Below are 16,587 nucleotides of genomic sequence, written 5' to 3'. Positions count from 1 at the left end.
CCGGGCGCGGTGCTCGCGCCCGGTGCGCCGAACCTGTGTCTGCGCCATCATGGTGGTGTCGTCAGTCCGGCCGATCGAACCGGCGGCGGTCGGTCATCGTGGTCAGCGCGACCGGCCCGGTCCAACCACAGGGTGAGTCGCACATTCCGGTCACGATCGCGGTGGTCGATCCGTCGCTGTAATAGACGGTGTGCGTGCTGGCCCGCGCCGGATAGCCGCACGACGGGCACTTCCCGAAGTAATCGAGCACCTCGCGAATCCCGGACGCCGACACCGGTTTCGGCGTCCATGGCGGTGCTTCCGCGCGTTCGACTGAACTGTCTCGCATCGTCGGTTCGCTCCATCGTCGCGATGACGATGGGTCCGTCGTCGCGACAATTCGAGACAAGAGCCTTTCAGTAGTGCTGGGCTCCGGGCGTGCACGGGCTCGCCGAACCCGTCAATGTCGCCACGTCGCAGACTCCGCCGGTCAGGATCTGAAACGGAGTGACGCCGAGCAGGACGATCAACCCGATGATGTCACCTTGCCCGGCCAGCACTGCCGCCGAGTTGGCCGCTGCCGAACCCGAGTCGGCTGCCGATGAGCCTGTTTCGGCTACCGCGGTGCCCGCCGCGGCTCCGACGAGACCGGCTACCGCGACCGAGGCCGCGGCGATACGAAGGGTGTTGCGCATTGTGTGCTCCTTGCTGGGGAGTGGGAACTCCCTGGAAGTGGGTCGGTGCAGAATTACGGCGACAGATCAGCGCGGTGGCTTGCTCATATCGCGGTTCATCGTCGGGAGTTCGATGCTGATCGGCATGCGCAGTTCGGACAGATAGATCAGGGCGGCCTTGCGCAAGAACTCGTCGAGGAGCCAGTAGGGATCCTCGAGCGGCGGGACCACGCTGAGCGCGCCCTCGCGCACGGCGATGAACGGACCCCATGCAACCTGGAGCAGGGGATCCCAGACCGGTTCCCGCGGAATCGAGAGCCCGTCGGCGGTCTTGTCGCCGAGTAGGAAACGAGTGAACGCGCCGAGCACCGGCTTGCTCAGAATCGACAGATCGATGTTGGCGCCCAGGCTGAGGAGCCGATCGGCCAGCTTGGCGCCCTCCGGCGTCGGCGCGATGATGGGGTCGAGGATTTGTGCCGCTTGGGCATTGGCGTCGGGCCATGACTTGGGGATGTATTCGTCGCGTACGCCCAGCAGGTGCCCGGCGACCTGCCAGGAGTGCAGGAACGCGTCCGATTCGTGTGCCGGGATCGGCACTTTCCAGGAATTGAGGTGCTTCATCACGGTTGTCGGCAGGCTGTGCCAGGTGACCATGATGTCGTTCTGGCTGATCGGTTTGTCCTCTTCCGCGGAGTGCACCCAGTGCGGGGACTGCGGCAACAGGTGACGCACCGCCGCGTGCACCAGTCGGGTTTTGACGCAGGTGACGATCATTTCCCCGTCGGGGGCATAGGCATTCGCGCTACCGATGTCATAACCGAGTTTCGCGGTTTTGGTGATGCGGTCTTTGAGATCGTGGCCGCCCTTGGAGTAATAGACCGCGCGCGCCTCTTTCGGGATGACGGTGCTCATCATGCCGCTGGCGAACCCGTAGAGGACACCGAGATACAGTCCGCGCTTCTTGTTGAACGCGATCGCGGTATCCAACTTGCCGGTGTCGGTCCACTGCGGCAGTCGGCGGGCGTACTCCATGAAGTCGCGCAACTCCGAGGGCAAGCCGGCAGGCAGCGCCTGACCGTTCTTGGTCCAGGTCCGCAACAGTTCGTTGATCTTGGGGACTTCGCCTTGGTCGACGAGTCCGGCGACGAGTTCGTCGGCTTCGGGATCCCAGACCGTCAACGGGTCGACGCCGGAACCGGATCCGGCCACCGATCCTTCCGGCGACCACGTCCACGGATCTGCCCGTGCGATCGCACCCAATCCGATGGTGCCGACAACGCCGAGCATTCCGCCGGCCTTCAGCGCATTGCGCCTATTGAGTCTATCCATGACATTACTCCTCATTGAGCACGTTCAGACTCCCAGGCTGCAGCGCGAGAACTCGGTCCTCTTCACTGAATCAGCCTAGAATAGTGAGTAACTTAACAGGCAGTGACCGCTGTGTCCACGTTATGCGGATTGACGCCGGATGGCGGTTCGGTCGTAGAGAGGGAGAAGTGGGGTTGAACCCTCAATAGAAGGCTGTGACCTGCACACCTTTTCATTCGGTAGGGCGTGTCCGCAGCTAGAGTGTGGTCACCGACTGATGGACTCAGAGTTGCGGGATGGTGAGTAACTTAGCTGGACAGCGCACTCGGGATCGAGTTCGTCGGCTCCGGTTGTTGGGCCCCCGCTTCAGTTGCTCGCTGGCTGATGTGGAAGCGGTCAGCACTGTATAGGGGCGTGTACGTGTGGATGGTCGAGTCCTGAGCTGCTTCCCTGTACGGCCGATCTGTCGGAGGGCGTCGATTGAGCGCGTGAGATGGCGGCGGAAACTATCAGGAATTCGCAGTAACATAGCGTCAAAGATCCGATGCTTCGTCGCGCATCCCGGATCTTGAGCCGGCCAGCCGCCTGTGCGAGAATCATGGCTAACTTATTGGACCTGTCGCCGACCGGTGGCGACAGCGCGTGAGGAGTCAAAGATGTCCGCTCTCGTCGTCGACGTACTTCGACCACCGTCTGGCTGGAGAACTCGCGGTGGGGGACCGTCACCGGTGGGCTCCGCGGCCCTGCTCGTCGATGTGTTCGGCGAGCCGGCCGATCCTTGCCGCTCGATGATCGTGGCGTCGGCTGACGCGGGATCGGCGCAGCGATGAGCTACCGGCGTTGTGCCCTGATCACCGGCGGTTCGCGAGGGATCGGCGCGGAGGTCGCGCGGCGTCTGGCCGAACTCGGCTACGACCTCACGCTCGCCGCCCGCGATGGAGCGGTCCTGGACAGCACTGCTGAAGAGCTGCGCACCGACCACGGTGTGGACGTAGTGACGGTGATCGCGAACATGAACGATCCCGAACAGTTGCTGCGCCTCGCCGACACGCACGCCGACCGGTTCGGTCGCCTGGACGTCTTGGTGCACTGCGCCGGCACCGGTACCGCCGGTCCGGTAGCGACGATGAGCGCCGCCGGCTACCACCGCATGTTCGACATCAACGTTCGCGGTCCCCTGACCCTTGTGCAGCACTGCCTGCCATTGCTGCGCGAGACGGCGAAGGGCAACCCCGGCGCAGGTGCGAAGATCGTTGCGCTGGCCTCGATCACCGGTGTCGCGGGGGAGCCGGGCTTGGCCGCCTATGGGGCGTCGAAAGCCGCTCTGGTGTCGCTCTGCGAAACCATTTCGCTGGAGGAATCCGCGAACGGTGTCAGTGCGACAGCTATCTCACCTGGCTATGTCGATACCGATATGACCGCGTGGAAACGCGACGAACTCGACCGCGCGGCGATGCTGACGACCGGGGACATCGCTGAACTGGTGCTGGCCATCACTCGTCTGTCCGCCAACGCCGTCGTTCCCAATATCGTTGTCTCCCGGTCGGGGAGCCAGCTGTGGCGAGCGTGATCGACCGCGCATCGCCTGCTGAGCCGGTGGGAACGAGTACGGCTCGATGACCGCGATACGCGGCGAAGTGAGGAATGCGCACATTCTCACCCGCGCGGATCGCGGCGCGGCCCGTGCCCGTCGCCGAGAGGTCGTCATCCGCGCCGCACGTGACGTCTTCGTCGATCATGGTTTCCACGGCGCCAGCATGGAAGAGATCAGCGTCAGGGCCCAGGTGAGCAAACCGGTGCTCTACAACCACTTCACGGGCAAGGTTGACCTGTATTCCACTGTGCTGCAACGCTATCTGGACCACATGGTCGGTGGGCTGCGTGATGCGCTCCGGACGACCGCCGGGTACGAGAACAAGGTGCGGCGCACGGTCTCGGCCTATTTCGACTTCGTCGACGAGGACAACGGTGCGGGATACACGCTCGTTTTCGACACTCCGGTTCCGAGTGAGCCGAGCGTCGAGGGTCGGGTACGGATGGCGATGGCCGAATGTGCGGCGCTGGTCGGCGTCGAACTCGACGCGGTGGGGATGGATCCCTACCGTGCCCGGGCTTGCGCATTCGGTCTCGTCGGCGCCAGCCACCTGGCGGCCCGCTACTGGTTCGACGCCGGTCGCCCGATTCCCAAGATCGACGCGGTCGACACCACCGTTGCGCTGTTCTGGACAGGACTGTCCGGAACAGGGTAGTGCGAATACCGGTGGGGTCGACGAAGTCGCCGCGGCGATCCGGGAAGCGTCCGAGGATCTGGCCCCGATGCACCGTGTGTGTCTGCTCAGATCAGATTCTTGCCCTGAGATCTACGCTCACGCATGTCGTCCAGGTAGCGCTCGAAGGGCTGAGCTCGCCAAGTATCCGGCAGCACCTCGAGCAGTCGGCCGAGCGTCCGCATCGCGATTTCGAACACTCGTTGCTTGCGCGGGCTCCATGGCAGGCCCAACTCGTCGCGGAACTGCTGTGGCAGAAACCCGGTGGTGAAGAAGCGATTCGCCCGACCGAACGCGACGCGCACGCTTCGACGCCATGCCGCCAACTCGACAACGTAGTTGAGCAAGTAGGTGCGGACTTCGTCGTCGAAGGACAGATCGCCGAGCATCGAGTCCCAGTACCGATCGAAGGCCGCGCGGTCGGCCGGCCACAGTTCGGCCGGCATCTGCAAGGTTGTTCCGAATCTGGCGGCATCGCGATACATCTCGTCGGCATCCTGCTCGTTCATCCCGCCGAAGAGCAGGTTCACCGTATCCAGGACTCCTCGGTACAGGCAGGCGGCTACCCACAGTTGCAGTTGAGGGTCGAAGGCGTTGTACCGAACAGGGCTGTGTGGTCCCGAGCGCACCTGCCGGTGCGCGGAGCCCACCGCGGCACGGTATGCCGCCTGATCTTCGTCTGTGCCGATCATCGCCACCGCGAGGTAGGTGAGCGTGGTACGACCGCGCTTGGCTGGTCGTGTCGCGTAACTGCCTGATTCGACAACACTTTCCACCACGCCGCGTCCCACCGGGGGCAGGCTCAGCTGCATGATCACGTTCGCCGGGCCGCCCAGCAGCGCGCCGGCACCGTTGAGGTAGCGGTGTCTGCGCGCGATGTCGCCCGAGACATCCTGCGGCCGACCAGCTTTTGCTGAACGGGTCATGGCCGGCCTCCGAATCGAAAGGATGAGAGATTCATGCGCTCATGTTCTCACCGAGCGCGGGGCCTCCACAATGCTTTTCGGCGATTAAGTTACTAATGATTCCGGCGAGGTCTACGATCGCCATCGGCTGTCGGTGCGCAGATTCCGATCGCTGGTCCCCCAGTACCCGAACACTTCGGAGGTGTCCATGTCGGTGATCCCAGGCATGTCAGCGGCCCTGGTCGCAACGATGGCCGACGGCTTGGCTGCCGTCGGAGTGCTGCGCAGAAGCGGCGCGATCGAACTTCAGCACCCGCTGGAGCTGCTGCGTACCGCCAGGGATGCGACAGTGCTCGGTCCGGTCGTCACCGCGTTCGCGCACGCGGCTCGCCGCAACGGCACCGCGACGGCCATCGTCGACGAGCTGGGGCCGCTGACGTTCGCGGAGCTCGATCGCAGGTCGAATGCGGTGGCCAACGGCCTTGCCGCGCGGGGGATCGCGAGTGGCACTGTGCTGGCCGCGCTGTGCCGGGATCATCGGGGGATGGTCTTGTCGCTGCTCGCCGCGGGCAAGCTGGGCGCGCGCATCGTGTTGCTCAATACGGGAATGGCGGGCCCGCAGTTGGTGTCGGTGACCGAACGCGAAAACGTGGGTGCGATCCTGCTCGACGCCGAGTTCCTTCACCGCATCGAGGATCTTCCGACGAAGTTACCGACTATTCTGACCTTGGATGACGGTTGGATGGACCACGGGCAGCCCACGCTGGACGATGTCCGAGCGGGCCAGCACACCCGACCGCCGGTGAGTCCCAAGCAGCCCGGCGGGATCGTGGTGCTGACCAGCGGCACGACCGGAACGCCGAAAGTTCGCCGCGAGGCAAGGTGTCGCCCTTGCAATCGGCGCAGTTCCTCGACCGGATCCCCTTGCCGAAGGCGAGTACGACCGTGCTCGCGGCGCCGGCGTTCCACGGCACCGGTCTCTCGCAGCTGATTCTCGGTTGGGCGCTGGGAAGCGCGATCGTCTTGCAGCAGCGCAGATTCGACCCGCGACGCACGCTGGCCGATATCGAACACCATCGGGCGGGAACGTTGGTGCTGGTACCAACGATGTTGCAGCGCATCGTCGATCTGGGCGAGTCCGTGCTGGCCGAATACGACACCTCCTCGCTCAAGGTGATCTTCGCGGCCGGATCCGCCATCTCGCCCGACCTGAGCAGGCGCACGGCGCTGGCGTTCGGTGAGGTGCTCTACAACCTGTATGCCTCGACGGAGGTCGCGGTGGCAGCCGTCGCCACACCCAGCGATATGCGGGAAGCGCCCGGCACCGTGGGCCGTCCACCTGTGGGCTGCCGGGTCGCGATCTACGATGACGACCGCCGCCGGATCACCGAACCGGGCGTGGTCGGCACCATATTCGTCGCCAGCGCACTGAGTTTCGGCGGTTATACCGACGGCACAGGCAAGGAGATCGTCGAGGGAATGCAGTCCAGTGGCGATGTCGGTCATTTCGATGCGGCGGGAAGACTGTTCATCGATGGTCGAGACGACGACATGATCGTCTCCGGCGGGGAGAACGTCTTTCCGCTCGAGGTCGAAAACCTGCTCGTAGAACGACCCGACATTCTCGAGGCTGCGGTCGTGGGGGTGGACGATCGCGACTTCGGAAAACGTCTGCGCGCGTTCGTCGTGCCCGCGCCGGGTGCGTCGTGCGACGCGCAACAGGTGAAGGATTACGTCAAAACGAACCTCGCGCGACACAAAGTCCCTCGGGATGTGGTGTTCGTAGACGAGCTGCCACGCAATGCCACCGGCAAACTGCTTCGCCGCAAGCTCGAGAGCACCGATCCGCAATGAGATCCGGGTCGCGGCTTCTTCCGTGCGTCCGGTCTGGTCACGGCGAGGTGGGTGACTCCCGAGACGTGGCGATGTCACCCGCCAACGGTGCGACCGCGCCGATCACGTGGTCCGTGAGATCGCGATCGAGCCCGGCTGCGCTGAGCGCATCGGTGAGATGGCCTGCGACCAGGTTGAAATGGTCTACGGTGATGCCGCGGCCACGATGCACGGCTCGCATGGGAACGCCGACGTAGGGCACCGGTCCGCCGAGTAGTGCGGCGAAGAATTCGACCTGCCGGCCCTTCGTTCGAGTGAGGTTGGTGCCGGCGAAGAACGGCGACAACCGCTCATCGGCGAGGACGCGTCGGTAGAGATCGTCGACGACCGTCTCCAGGGCGCCGCGACCGCCGATCCGCTCGTAGAGCGGCACGTTGTTGTGCGATGCATCGGGATCGTTGTCCGGCGCAGGGGTACTGCGTCGATCCGGTTCGTCCATGGTGGGAGTCCTCGTTTCGCGAACATCACCGATGGGGTGGCCGGTGACAGTGTCTGAGGTGTTCGTCTTGCATGAATTGACAGTAACTTAGCTCTTCGGGAGTGGCCTGTCTCGGATTTGGTGCAGTCCGTTCGTGAAGTCCCGAGCGGCGGTTTGTCCGGCAGCGTCCGGTCTACATGCAGTTCAGATAACCGAGTTGGTGCCGCTACCAGCACGTCGTCGCTCGGGCTGATGCGGTCGAGGCGCCGTCACTCGACGAATTCGGCCCTGGATCGAGCTGGAATAGGCATTAACATAACCTTGTGTTGGCGTCTTCGGCGTGGGAGACTGCTTGCCAGCCATCGCTGCCGTGAGGCGACGTTGAACGCAGTGAGGAAGTCAAAGATGACTACCGACTATTCACCCAGAATCGATTCCGTGCGGCCCCGTGCGGCCACAGCGGAGTCCTCCATCAGAGTGCGGGCGCTCGCCGACGAGTTGGTCTCCCGAATGCTGGAGAGCATGGCTGCGCGCCTCGGCGGCGTCGACGGCGGTGCCCTGGCTGCCGTTGATGTGCTACCGGGGACTGCCCTGGCCACACTGCCGGCCCGTAGACGCGGCGATACCGTTCGACACCGCACCGCCGGGCCGCCGCGAGCGCGTACCGAGGTACCCGGCGAAGTGATCGATCAGGCGATCGGTCAGGGTTTCACCACGAGTTTGGAGCTGATCGCCTCGAGTGTGGTCGGCACCGACGAGCAGAAGCTCTCGGTCGTGCGCCAACTGGCGACCGAAATGCTGGACAGCGTGACGGCCGCGATATCACTCGCGTACACCGACCAGTTCGAGGTCGAGGTCGTCGAGGATCAACGGGCCAGGAACTCCTTGGCGGTTGCGTTGCTCGCCGGGCAGGATACGTCGACGGTGACGCGGTGCAGTGGTTTCGAGGTCGCCGAGAGCTATTCCGTGCTGGCGGTGCATTTTCCGTCCGGTAGCGACGACAGGCCCGACGCATTCGTTACACAGATGGATGTCCGGCGAATGATTCGAAATATCCGCGCGGCCCTTGATCGTCATGGGTCGGTGCGCGCGCTGTCGCGGCTCGATGTGCGCGGTGGCATCATTCTTGTTCCGTCAGCCGAGGTCAGGGACCTCGACACGCTGTTGACCGTGCTCTCTGCGGCGGCCGGCGTCGATATGACCGCAACCTGCGCGGAGGCATCGCCGGCGAAAATTCCGGAAACCGTTGATCAGCTGTGCGAGCTCCTGGATCTCGCACAAAGAATGCAGCGCCCACCCGGTCTGTTTCGTTTCGCTGATCTGGCAGTCGAATTCCAGCTCACCAGACCGTCTGCTGTACGACGGCATCTCGATGCGATACTGAACCCGCTCGACGACCATCCGATTCTGATGGAAACCTTGTGCAGGCACCTCGACAACAATCTGAATCGTCGCCGAACCTCGCGACAGCTCAGTGTTCATATGAACACCATCGATTACCGGCTGAAAAGTATCCGCAAACTGACGGGCTTCGATCCTTCGTCGGCCGATGGGCTCTGGTATCTGCAGTCGGCGCTGGTCGTGCGTAAAGCGAACTATCAGGACAAATAGAGCCGGCCGCAGTGCCAACCGTGGGGCGGATATTTCGGAGGGTCGTGGTACTCGGGCACGGGTCGCCACGCGGCGGTGCCATGTGCGCGGAGTTGATCAGCCGCCTGCGCACTGGATACGTGCAGGCGTTGCCGGCCCCGGCATCGCCGATCATTGTCGCTGGTGGGAATGCTGCCAGGGGATGTATCGACGCGGCGGCCATGGCGTGCCGGCTGATAGATCTCGGAACAATGGCCGAGCGTGTACGTGGCTTCGCCGGGTGTGGACAACACTTTCGGGACCACGCCATCGTCGGCGCGGCGCCTGCGAGCGAACGGGGTAGTCGGCGTTGTCGCATCGGTTCCGAGTCCACCATGTCGATACAGGAGGTAAAGATGGGTCAGTTCAGCGTCTGGCATTGGTTGATAGTCGCGGCTGTGTTCGTGCTGTTCTTCGGTGCGAAGCGTATGCCGGATGCCGCCCGCGGGCTGGGGCGGTCGCTACGGATCTTCAAGAGCGAGGTGAGTCGAATGCAGTCCGAGGACGCGGATTCGGCGAACGAGCGGTCGGCCCGAGAGAACGTAGGGCTGCCGGCACCGGAGCAGGCGTCGGCGACGCCTTCCGCCGAACCGGTGGCTCAGCCGACGAAAACGCTCTGAGCATTGTGTCGCAACCGAAGTGGGCGACTGTTCACTTTGGTACGCCGATGATGACCAGGGCGGCGATGACCAGAATGATCGTCTCGCTCCACCCGATGTTGCTGAACATCTACGGAGGCTCCGTCACTCTCTCGGTTTGTCGTCGCGGCAGTCCTGGGCGACCATCGCCGACCGCAACTGCCACAGATCCGATGCCCGCGCCGGGTTGAGTCCGGTGAGCCGGGCGATTCGGCGAAGTCGATAGTCAACGGTATTGGTGTGGATATCCATGATCCGCGCGGTCTGCGCGCGATTCAAGTTGTTGGCGATGTGTACCCGCAGTGTCTTCCGCAATTCGGGATATGTCTCCAACGGCGCCAATAATTCACCGAGCAGGGAAAGACCGAGTCCTTGCCGCGAAAGCTGGTACTCCAGTGCGAGTTGGCCGAATCGATAGAGGCCGGGTGCGCATTCGAGTCGCTCGACGACATCGAGCATCTCGTGTGCCGTTTTCGCCGCAGACGCGACGTCGGCGGCGGGCGCGGCGACCACAGCTGCGACGAGTTCGACCTGCGCCGCCCCCGCGAGCGCCTCGACCAGTGAATCGAGTTCGTCCTCGGCCACCGCGTCGGTCGGGATGAGAACGGTCCCACCGTCGATCGACAGCCGGGCCAAACCCTGCCCGTCGCTGTGCTGGGCCAGGGCTTTCCGCACCCTGTGCAGGTAGTGCAAGGCAATTCCCGTGTCCGGGTTCGCGCGCATCGCGATGGCGAGCACCGAGTACGTGTCAGCGATAGGGATGCCGCATCTGCGGGCGGTGGCGGGTGTCCACTGTCCGGCCAGCAGGGCGGACGTGAGAGTCCGCTCGGCGTCCTGGCCGAACGTCGCTGCGCCGTGCTCGCCGAGGTACGTGTGGGTGACTGTCAGGCAGAGTTGATCGCTGATCGTCATGGCGATCTGGAATCCATCGATCACAGTCTCGCGAGTGCAATCCTGATATTGGGCGAACAACTGGCCGGCAACTATCCGTATGCCTTCATGGAAACCGCGCAGCACAAGGTCGATGGGTACGCTGTCGCACGCCAATCCGGCGGCGATTGTCGCGAGTTCTCCGAGTTCGTGCGCGACGTCGCATCCCTCCAGCATTCCTTGCGCGATCTCGAGGGCTATCCGGGTGATTGCTCCGATTGTCGATGCGATCGGCGTGGCGGGCGAAATATCGCACTGCGCCACATTGTCGATGAAATGGGAGACGAGTTGATCGGTCAGCGATGCCACATCGTGCAGCGATGGCCGCCGTTCGGCACTGTCGGATGGGATTGTCATCGTTGGTATCCCTTTCCACGCCGACCAGGCGCCGGGATGGGAACCGCTCTGCTCGTCGCATCGCCGTTCGGCTCAGTGGTGAGTAGTGCTGCGGCACGATACTGATGCCGGGCACGAAGTCGGCTGGATAGAGCGGGGCAATAGATGTAGCGGTGAGCAAATAGTCGAGCCGTATCAGGCAGACGGGTCCGCACGAGCGAACCGGCTACGTCGGCGGCCGCTCGTGCGGGTGCATCATATTCCGAACCAGCGATGCGGAATGAACAGTAACATCATTCAACGCGATGGCTCTATTGTGTGAATACACAGTGGAAATCCGACACCAATTCACGAAAATAATTGGCAATTTATTGTCGTCGAGTCGGCGACCGTCCGGGGGCCCATCGAGATCGGCGGTGGTCTCCTCGGAGGAGACCACCGCCGCAACCCGCAACGGAGTCGTAGCTACCTCAGCTGGTGACCACGGGTGTCAAGCCTGTCGAACCGTGCAGTTTGCGCAGCTCGTGCTTGACGACCTTGCCGCCCGCGTTGCGCGGCAGGGCGTCGACCACCACGAGGTCCTTCGGGTGCTTGTAGCGGGCGAGATGGGTGTTGAGATGCGGTTCCAGGTCGGCGAGACTGATGCCGCCGTCGTCCTCCACCGCCACGATCGCGACCGGGACCTCGCCCCATTTGTCGTCGACGCGGCCGATCACCGCCGCCTCTCTGATCCGTGGGTGCGCGAACAGCACGTTCTCCACCTCGGCGCAGTAGATGTTCTCGCCGCCGGAGATGATCATGTCCTTCTTGCGGTCGACGACGTAGACGAAGCCTTCCTCGTCGAGGCGCACGAGATCACCGGAGTGGAACCAGCCGCCCGCGAACGCGTCGGCGGTCGCGCGCGGGTTGTTCCAGTACTCGCGCATCAAAGTCGGTCCGCGATAGACGATTTCGCCGATCTCACCCTGGGCGACATCGTTCATCTCGTCGTCGACGACTCGGGTGGCGATGGTGGGAATCGGCTTGCCGACAGAGCCGAGCTTGCGGATCGCGTCCTCGCCGTCGAGGACGCAGGTGATCGGCGACATCTCGGTCTGCCCGAAGACCGCCACATTGAGCGCGTTCGGGAAGGTCTGCGCCATGGCCTGCAGCACGGTGTCGGAGGCCGGAGCCGCGCCCCAGCTGATCACTCGCAGCCGCAGATCACGCTGTGCGACAGTTGGATCGGCGCACACCACCTGCCACTGGGCGGGCACCAGGAACACCGAGGTCGCGCGCTCGCTCTCCCAGGCATCGAGCACCTCGGCCGCATCGAACGCCTTGAGCGGATGGATCACCGTCAACGCACCGAGTACGAAACACGATGCGATGCTGCCCAAGCCGGCGATGTGGAACAGCGGCGACGCGCAGAAGGCGATGTCGTCGGAGCTGTAGCGCATGGCGCGGATACAGGTGAGCGCCTGCGAGCTCATGTTCAGGTGGGTCAGGACCGCGCCCTTGGGGTTTCCGGTGGTGCCGGAGGTGTACATGATGAGAGCTGCGGTGTCCTCGGCGATGTCGCGCGGCTCGTGCGGTTCGCCGGTCTCGGCGATGAGGTCCTCGTAGCCGAGGACACCGTCGCCGGTCGGTGCGCCGACCACGATGTGAGTACGCAGATCGGGGGACTGGGCGCTCACCGCCGTGGTCAGCGGGGCGAGCGCCGCGTCGGTGATGATCACCGCGGCGCCGCTGTCGGCGACCAGGAAAGCGATCTCGGGCGGAGTGAGCCGGAAATTCACCGGCACCGCGATAGCGCCCAGAGTGTTGATCGCGAATACCGATTCGAGGTACTCGATGTTGTTGAGCATCAAGATCATCACGCGGTCGCCGGCCTTGACGCCACGGCGATCGAGCGCGTCGGACAACCGTTCCACCCGCCAGTGCAGTTCACCCCAGCTGGTGGTCTTGCCGAGGTAGCGCAAGGCGGGAGCGTCCGGGATGGTGGTGGCATGGATCGCGATCTGGTTCATCCAGTGATTGCGGCGCGAGCGCAGGGGTTCTGTGGACATCGTCGTCTCCTCGAAGGCGCGGGAAGGGTTAGGCCGGTTCGGCGATCGGGTGCACGGCGCCGGTGAAGTTCGGCGCGCGACGGGTCAGCATCGCGGTCATTCCTTCGAGGAAGTCCGCGGAGGTCAGCAGCTCGATCTGTCCGTCCTTCTCCCGCGTGAGCGCGGCGTCGAGTTCGGTCAGCGTCGCTGCGTTGATGGCAGCTTTCGTCAGTTGCAGCGCGCGGCGAGGACCCGCCACGAGTTGGGCGGCGACGGCGTCGATCTGAGCGTCGAGTTCGGCGGCGGGTACACACCGGGTGATCAAGCCCGCCGTAGCGGCGTCGGCGGCGGGCAACCGGGCGCCGAGCAGCGCCATTTCCGCGGCCCTGGCACGACCCATGGCCGCGGCGACGACCGCGGTTGCTCCGCCGTCGGGCATCAGTCCGATCGAGGTGAACGGCAGCAGCAGGTAGGCGCTGTCGGCCGCGTACACGAGATCGGCGGCCAGTGCGATCGACGCGCCGACGCCGGCGGCCGGCCCGTTGACCCGCGCGATGACGGGAAGCGGCGAGGCGATGATCGCGCGGATCAGCGCGTTGGCGGTGTCCATCACGACCTGCGGTGAGGCCTCGTTGCCGCCCGCGGCCGCGGCTGCGGCCAGGTCGGCGCCGGTGCAGAACGCCTTGCCCGCGCCGGTCAGCACGATCACCCGAACCGAAGGCCGAGCCGGGGCAGCGCTGACGAGATCGCCCAGTTCGGTCATCGCCTCGAGATCGATCGCGTTCAGCCGTGCTTGGCGGTCGATCGTCAGGCGCAGGACGCCGCCTTCTTCCTCGACCAGAATGCTCTCGCTCATCGGGCCACCGTTTCGACGATCGACTGTGCCAGACGTCCCGCGATGAGGGTCTCGGCCTCGCGCACGATCCGCGCCACCAGATCCGCGCAGGTGGGGATGTCGTGGATCAAGCCCTGGCACTGGCCGACGCTCCAGATGCCCGCGTCGAGGTCACCGTCCTCGTAGACCTTGCGGCCGCGCGCGCCCGCGACGAGTTCGCGGACATCGTCGAACGTGCCACCGCCGCGCTCGATCTCGACGACCTGGCGGCTGACGGCGTTATCGGCGACCCGGGCGGTGTTGTTCAAGGTCCGGAAGATCAGCTTGGTGTCGAGCTCGGTGTTGGCGACGATCTGTTCCTTGACTACATGCGCGATGGGCGATTCGACCGTGCACAGAAACCTGGTACCCATATTGACGCCGTCCGCGCCGAGCGCCATCGCGGCGACCAACCCGCGAGCATCGGCGATGCCGCCGGAGGCGATCATCGGGATCTCGATCTCGCGCGCGGCGGCGGGAATCAGGACCAAGCCCGGTGTGTCGTTCTCGCCGGGATGACCGGCGCATTCGAAGCCGTCGATACTCACCGCGTCGACGCCGACCTGCTGGGCCTTGAGCGCGTGCTTGACACTGGTGCACTTGTGCAGCACCTTGATGCCCGCGTCTTTGAGGTAGGGCAGGTGGGTCGCCGGGTTGCCGCCGGCGATCTCGACGATCGGGACGCCCCCATCGATGATCGCCTGTCGGTACTCCGCGTAGGGCGGCGGCGTGATCGAAGGCAGGATCGTCAGATTCACACCGAACGGTTTGTCGGTGAGATCCCTGGTCCGAGCGATTTCCTCGCGCAGTGCCTGCGGGGTCGGCTGGGTCAGGCCGGTGATGATGCCGAGTCCACCGGCCTCTGAGACCGCGGCCGCGAGTTCGGCACGGCCGACCCACATCATCCCGCCCTGCACGATGGGGTGCTCGACACCGAATGCCTCGGTGAATCGGGTGCGCAGCATTGAGCCTCTCTCCGCTCGGGAGTTCTGCGCCGGTTGCGGGGAACCCATGGCCTCTTTGCATCCGGCGAGAATCATGATTAACTTATTGAGAATGGGTGTTAACTTATCCGAGCTGGAGTGTTCCTGTCAACGAACTCGGCCCAAGCGCGAGAATCGCTGGGCCCACCCTGGCCGATCCGGTGGTCGGGGGTGCGTCGACGGGGCGATCCGATTCCTTCGAAAGAAGTCGCCGATGGCTGAATCCCTTGTCACAGAGGCTGTTGACAAGCAGTTTCTCGAGACCCACCGTCCCGTTGCCAGTGCGGTTCGCGGCCGTCGGCCGGTCGGCGATGCCGCCGTGGCCGCCGTGGCCGCACCGGGCTGGGTGGGAATCGGCGCCGAGGGCGGAAAGGCCGCTGTGCGGCGATGGGCGAAACATCTGATCGTCAACATCGACGAATCCCGCGCAACGCGGGCGAGGCACCCCAGCGCGTGTTCTGCGGCCTGATGATGGCCGATCACGCGGCGTCAACGCGCCGGTAACTGATCCTCAATCCAACGAAACAAGGGAGAACAATCACTATGGGCGTCGAATTCAGCCCGGAACAGCAGGATTTCGCGGCAGCGGTCGCCGCGTTCGCCAAGCGTGAGGCGGGCACCCGGGAAAAGCGTGACGCGCTCACCGACCATGATGCCGAGCAGCACAACGCGGATGTCTACGGCAAGATGGCCGAACTGGGCTGGCTCGGCCTGACCGTGCCCGAGGAGTACGGCGGCTCCGACGCCACGATGGTCGACATGTGCATCCTGCTCGAGGAGAGCCTGCGCGGCATGCTGCCGATCGGTGCGATCGGGCCGACCCTCATCACCGGTGGTGCCTACGCGAAGTTCGGCACCGAGGCACAGAAGGACGTGGTCCTGCGCGGCATCGTTCGTGGTGCGTCGCAGTCGATTTCGATGTCGGAACCGGAGGCGGGCTCCGACGTCGGCAACATCACCGCCAAAGCGGAGAAGACCAACGACGGCTGGCTGATCAACGGTCAGAAGACCTGGTGCTCCAACGCGCACATCTCGGAGAACATCCTGCTGGTGGTGCGCACCGATCGCAGTGGCGGCAAGCACGAGGGACTCACCATGTTCCATGTGCCCGCCAACACGCCGGGGCTCAAGATCAGCCCGATCGAGCTGATGGGCAACCAGAAGGAGACCAACGACCTGTACTTCACCGATTGCCTGCTTCCCGAGGACACGGTGGTCGGCGAGGTGGGCAACGGCTGGCGTCAGCTGATGACCGGGCTGAACTTCGAACGGCTCATTCTGGCCGCGATGAGCCTCGGCGCTGCCGAGCGTGCCTTCGAGGACACGCTGCAGTTCATCAGTGAGCGCAAGCAGTTCGGCAGGCCGATCGGTTCCTTCCAGGCGCTGCGGCACCGCGTGGCCGACCTCGCGACCGAGATCGAATGCACCAAACTGCTGGTCTACAGCGTGGCTGCCGCGGTCGACGCCAACCCGACCAAGACCTTCGCGCGCGAAGCATCGATGGCCAAGCTCAAGGCCACCGAGACGTCCAAGCAGGTCGCGCTGGCCGGGATGCAGATGATGGGTGGCTACGGCTACGCCCGGGAGTTCGACATGGAAAAGCATGTCCGTGGCGCCCTGGTCTCCACGATCTTCGGCGGTACGAGCGAGATCCAGCGCGACATCATCGGTAAGACGTTCGGTCTCTGACACGGAGGGGAAAGGGGCGTCCGACCGGTCACGGTCG

The 16,587-nt window shown here is 64.4% G+C and carries 16 protein-coding genes and 1 pseudogene; 8 read left to right on the top strand and 9 right to left on the bottom strand.

Going from position 1 to position 16,587, the window contains the following annotated elements:
• Window positions 1-61 precede the first annotated feature (61 nt).
• From ACWGCN_RS35115 to ACWGCN_RS35105, 3 genes are all read right to left on the bottom strand, one after another.
• Window positions 62-328 (bottom strand): hypothetical protein, encoded by a 267-nt coding sequence (locus ACWGCN_RS35115; protein WP_378989817.1) that lies wholly within the window; start codon window positions 326-328, stop codon window positions 62-64.
• 67 nt (window positions 329-395) lie between these two features.
• Window positions 396-674: a hypothetical protein gene (locus tag ACWGCN_RS35110; RefSeq protein ID WP_378989819.1), complete on the bottom strand. Its 279-nt coding sequence runs from the start codon at window positions 672-674 to the stop codon at window positions 396-398.
• 66 nt (window positions 675-740) lie between these two features.
• Window positions 741-1,982, bottom strand: coding sequence for an oxygenase MpaB family protein (locus ACWGCN_RS35105; protein ID WP_452460274.1), 1,242 nt, complete (start codon window positions 1,980-1,982; stop codon window positions 741-743).
• Between the two features lie 805 nt (window positions 1,983-2,787).
• Here ACWGCN_RS35105 and ACWGCN_RS35100 point away from each other — a divergent pair.
• Together ACWGCN_RS35100 and ACWGCN_RS35095 are read left to right on the top strand one after the other, a co-directional pair.
• A complete protein-coding gene (locus ACWGCN_RS35100) occupies window positions 2,788-3,531 on the top strand; it encodes an SDR family NAD(P)-dependent oxidoreductase (RefSeq protein ID WP_379316573.1) in 744 nt (247 codons plus the stop codon).
• 46 nt (window positions 3,532-3,577) lie between these two features.
• Window positions 3,578-4,210, top strand: a complete 633-nt coding sequence (locus ACWGCN_RS35095) for a TetR/AcrR family transcriptional regulator (protein WP_452460275.1) — start codon at window positions 3,578-3,580, stop codon at window positions 4,208-4,210.
• An 86-nt stretch (window positions 4,211-4,296) separates the two neighbouring features.
• Here ACWGCN_RS35095 and ACWGCN_RS35090 read toward each other — a convergent pair whose 3' ends face one another.
• Window positions 4,297-5,154 carry an oxygenase MpaB family protein gene (locus tag ACWGCN_RS35090; protein ID WP_452448414.1) on the bottom strand — a complete coding sequence of 286 codons (858 nt, stop codon included), beginning with the start codon at window positions 5,152-5,154 and terminating at the stop codon, window positions 4,297-4,299.
• Window positions 5,155-5,359: 205 nt separating this feature from the next.
• Here ACWGCN_RS35090 and ACWGCN_RS35085 point away from each other — a divergent pair.
• Window positions 5,360-6,987, top strand: a pseudogene (locus ACWGCN_RS35085) (acyl-CoA synthetase).
• A gap of 37 nt (window positions 6,988-7,024) precedes the next feature.
• Here ACWGCN_RS35085 and ACWGCN_RS35080 read toward each other — a convergent pair.
• Complete coding sequence (locus tag ACWGCN_RS35080) at window positions 7,025-7,465, bottom strand: group I truncated hemoglobin (RefSeq protein WP_452460276.1); 441 nt, start codon at window positions 7,463-7,465, stop codon at window positions 7,025-7,027.
• Between the two features lie 384 nt (window positions 7,466-7,849).
• Here ACWGCN_RS35080 and ACWGCN_RS35075 point away from each other — a divergent pair, with 384 nt between their 5' ends.
• Together ACWGCN_RS35075 and tatA are read left to right on the top strand one after the other, a co-directional pair.
• Window positions 7,850-9,055, top strand: coding sequence for a PucR family transcriptional regulator (locus ACWGCN_RS35075; RefSeq protein WP_452460277.1), 1,206 nt, complete (start codon window positions 7,850-7,852; stop codon window positions 9,053-9,055).
• 374 nt (window positions 9,056-9,429) lie between these two features.
• Window positions 9,430-9,693 carry a Sec-independent protein translocase subunit TatA gene (tatA, locus tag ACWGCN_RS35070; RefSeq protein WP_449960998.1) on the top strand — a complete coding sequence of 88 codons (264 nt, stop codon included), beginning with the start codon at window positions 9,430-9,432 and terminating at the stop codon, window positions 9,691-9,693.
• A gap of 123 nt (window positions 9,694-9,816) precedes the next feature.
• Here tatA and ACWGCN_RS35065 read toward each other — a convergent pair whose 3' ends face one another.
• The gene (locus tag ACWGCN_RS35065; RefSeq protein ID WP_452460278.1) at window positions 9,817-10,623 is read right to left on the bottom strand and encodes a PucR family transcriptional regulator; all 807 of its coding nucleotides are present in this window, start codon (window positions 10,621-10,623) and stop codon (window positions 9,817-9,819) included.
• Between ACWGCN_RS35065 and ACWGCN_RS35060 the strand changes: the two genes are divergently transcribed.
• The gene (locus ACWGCN_RS35060; protein WP_452460279.1) at window positions 10,606-11,103 is read left to right on the top strand and encodes a hypothetical protein; all 498 of its coding nucleotides are present in this window, start codon (window positions 10,606-10,608) and stop codon (window positions 11,101-11,103) included. The two genes, ACWGCN_RS35065 and ACWGCN_RS35060, sit on opposite strands and share 18 nt — an antisense overlap.
• A 344-nt stretch (window positions 11,104-11,447) precedes the next feature.
• Here the strand turns inward: ACWGCN_RS35060 and fadD5 are convergent, their stop codons facing one another.
• From fadD5 to ACWGCN_RS35045, 3 genes are read right to left on the bottom strand one after another with little or no spacing between them, the layout of a single operon-like run.
• Entirely contained in the window at window positions 11,448-13,025 is a 1,578-nt protein-coding gene (gene fadD5, locus ACWGCN_RS35055; RefSeq protein WP_452460444.1) for a fatty-acid--CoA ligase FadD5, read from the bottom strand.
• A 28-nt stretch (window positions 13,026-13,053) separates the two neighbouring features.
• A complete protein-coding gene (locus ACWGCN_RS35050; RefSeq protein ID WP_452460445.1) occupies window positions 13,054-13,860 on the bottom strand; it encodes an enoyl-CoA hydratase-related protein in 807 nt (268 codons plus the stop codon).
• Window positions 13,857-14,843, bottom strand: coding sequence for an NAD(P)H-dependent flavin oxidoreductase (locus tag ACWGCN_RS35045; RefSeq protein ID WP_379316900.1), 987 nt, complete (start codon window positions 14,841-14,843; stop codon window positions 13,857-13,859). The genes ACWGCN_RS35050 and ACWGCN_RS35045 overlap by 4 nt, the downstream gene beginning before the upstream one ends.
• 232 nt (window positions 14,844-15,075) lie before the next feature.
• On the opposite strand from ACWGCN_RS35045, the gene ACWGCN_RS35040 reads away from it, so the two are divergent.
• Both ACWGCN_RS35040 and ACWGCN_RS35035 read left to right on the top strand, forming a co-directional pair.
• Entirely contained in the window at window positions 15,076-15,330 is a 255-nt protein-coding gene (locus ACWGCN_RS35040) for a hypothetical protein (protein ID WP_449961009.1), read from the top strand.
• A 74-nt stretch (window positions 15,331-15,404) separates the two neighbouring features.
• The gene (locus ACWGCN_RS35035) at window positions 15,405-16,550 is read left to right on the top strand and encodes an acyl-CoA dehydrogenase family protein (RefSeq protein ID WP_452460446.1); all 1,146 of its coding nucleotides are present in this window, start codon (window positions 15,405-15,407) and stop codon (window positions 16,548-16,550) included.
• Window positions 16,551-16,587: the final 37 nt, after the last annotated feature.

The organism is Nocardia sp. NPDC055050, from assembly GCF_053608345.1.
The sequence above is the reverse complement of the archived record's forward strand: the minus strand, read 5'-3'. Positions and strand labels throughout refer to the sequence as shown.

Bases quoted from the DNA above. Each gene is read 5' to 3' on its own strand.
- ACWGCN_RS35115 (WP_378989817.1), bottom strand. From the start codon at position 328: ATGCGAGACAGTTCAGTCGAACGCGCGGAAGCACCGCCATGGACGCCG.
- ACWGCN_RS35110 (WP_378989819.1), bottom strand. From the start codon at position 674: ATGCGCAACACCCTTCGTATCGCCGCGGCCTCGGTCGCGGTAGCCGGT.
- ACWGCN_RS35105 (WP_452460274.1), bottom strand. From the start codon at position 1,982: ATGGATAGACTCAATAGGCGCAATGCGCTGAAGGCCGGCGGAATGCTC.
- ACWGCN_RS35100 (WP_379316573.1), top strand. From the start codon at position 2,788: ATGAGCTACCGGCGTTGTGCCCTGATCACCGGCGGTTCGCGAGGGATC.
- ACWGCN_RS35095 (WP_452460275.1), top strand. From the start codon at position 3,578: ATGACCGCGATACGCGGCGAAGTGAGGAATGCGCACATTCTCACCCGC.
- ACWGCN_RS35090 (WP_452448414.1), bottom strand. From the start codon at position 5,154: ATGACCCGTTCAGCAAAAGCTGGTCGGCCGCAGGATGTCTCGGGCGAC.
- ACWGCN_RS35080 (WP_452460276.1), bottom strand. From the start codon at position 7,465: ATGGACGAACCGGATCGACGCAGTACCCCTGCGCCGGACAACGATCCC.
- ACWGCN_RS35075 (WP_452460277.1), top strand. From the start codon at position 7,850: ATGACTACCGACTATTCACCCAGAATCGATTCCGTGCGGCCCCGTGCG.
- tatA (WP_449960998.1), top strand. From the start codon at position 9,430: ATGGGTCAGTTCAGCGTCTGGCATTGGTTGATAGTCGCGGCTGTGTTC.
- ACWGCN_RS35065 (WP_452460278.1), bottom strand. From the start codon at position 10,623: ATGACGATCAGCGATCAACTCTGCCTGACAGTCACCCACACGTACCTC.
- fadD5 (WP_452460444.1), bottom strand. From the start codon at position 13,025: ATGTCCACAGAACCCCTGCGCTCGCGCCGCAATCACTGGATGAACCAG.
- ACWGCN_RS35050 (WP_452460445.1), bottom strand. From the start codon at position 13,860: ATGAGCGAGAGCATTCTGGTCGAGGAAGAAGGCGGCGTCCTGCGCCTG.
- ACWGCN_RS35045 (WP_379316900.1), bottom strand. From the start codon at position 14,843: ATGCTGCGCACCCGATTCACCGAGGCATTCGGTGTCGAGCACCCCATC.
- ACWGCN_RS35040 (WP_449961009.1), top strand. From the start codon at position 15,076: ATGGCTGAATCCCTTGTCACAGAGGCTGTTGACAAGCAGTTTCTCGAG.
- ACWGCN_RS35035 (WP_452460446.1), top strand. From the start codon at position 15,405: ATGGGCGTCGAATTCAGCCCGGAACAGCAGGATTTCGCGGCAGCGGTC.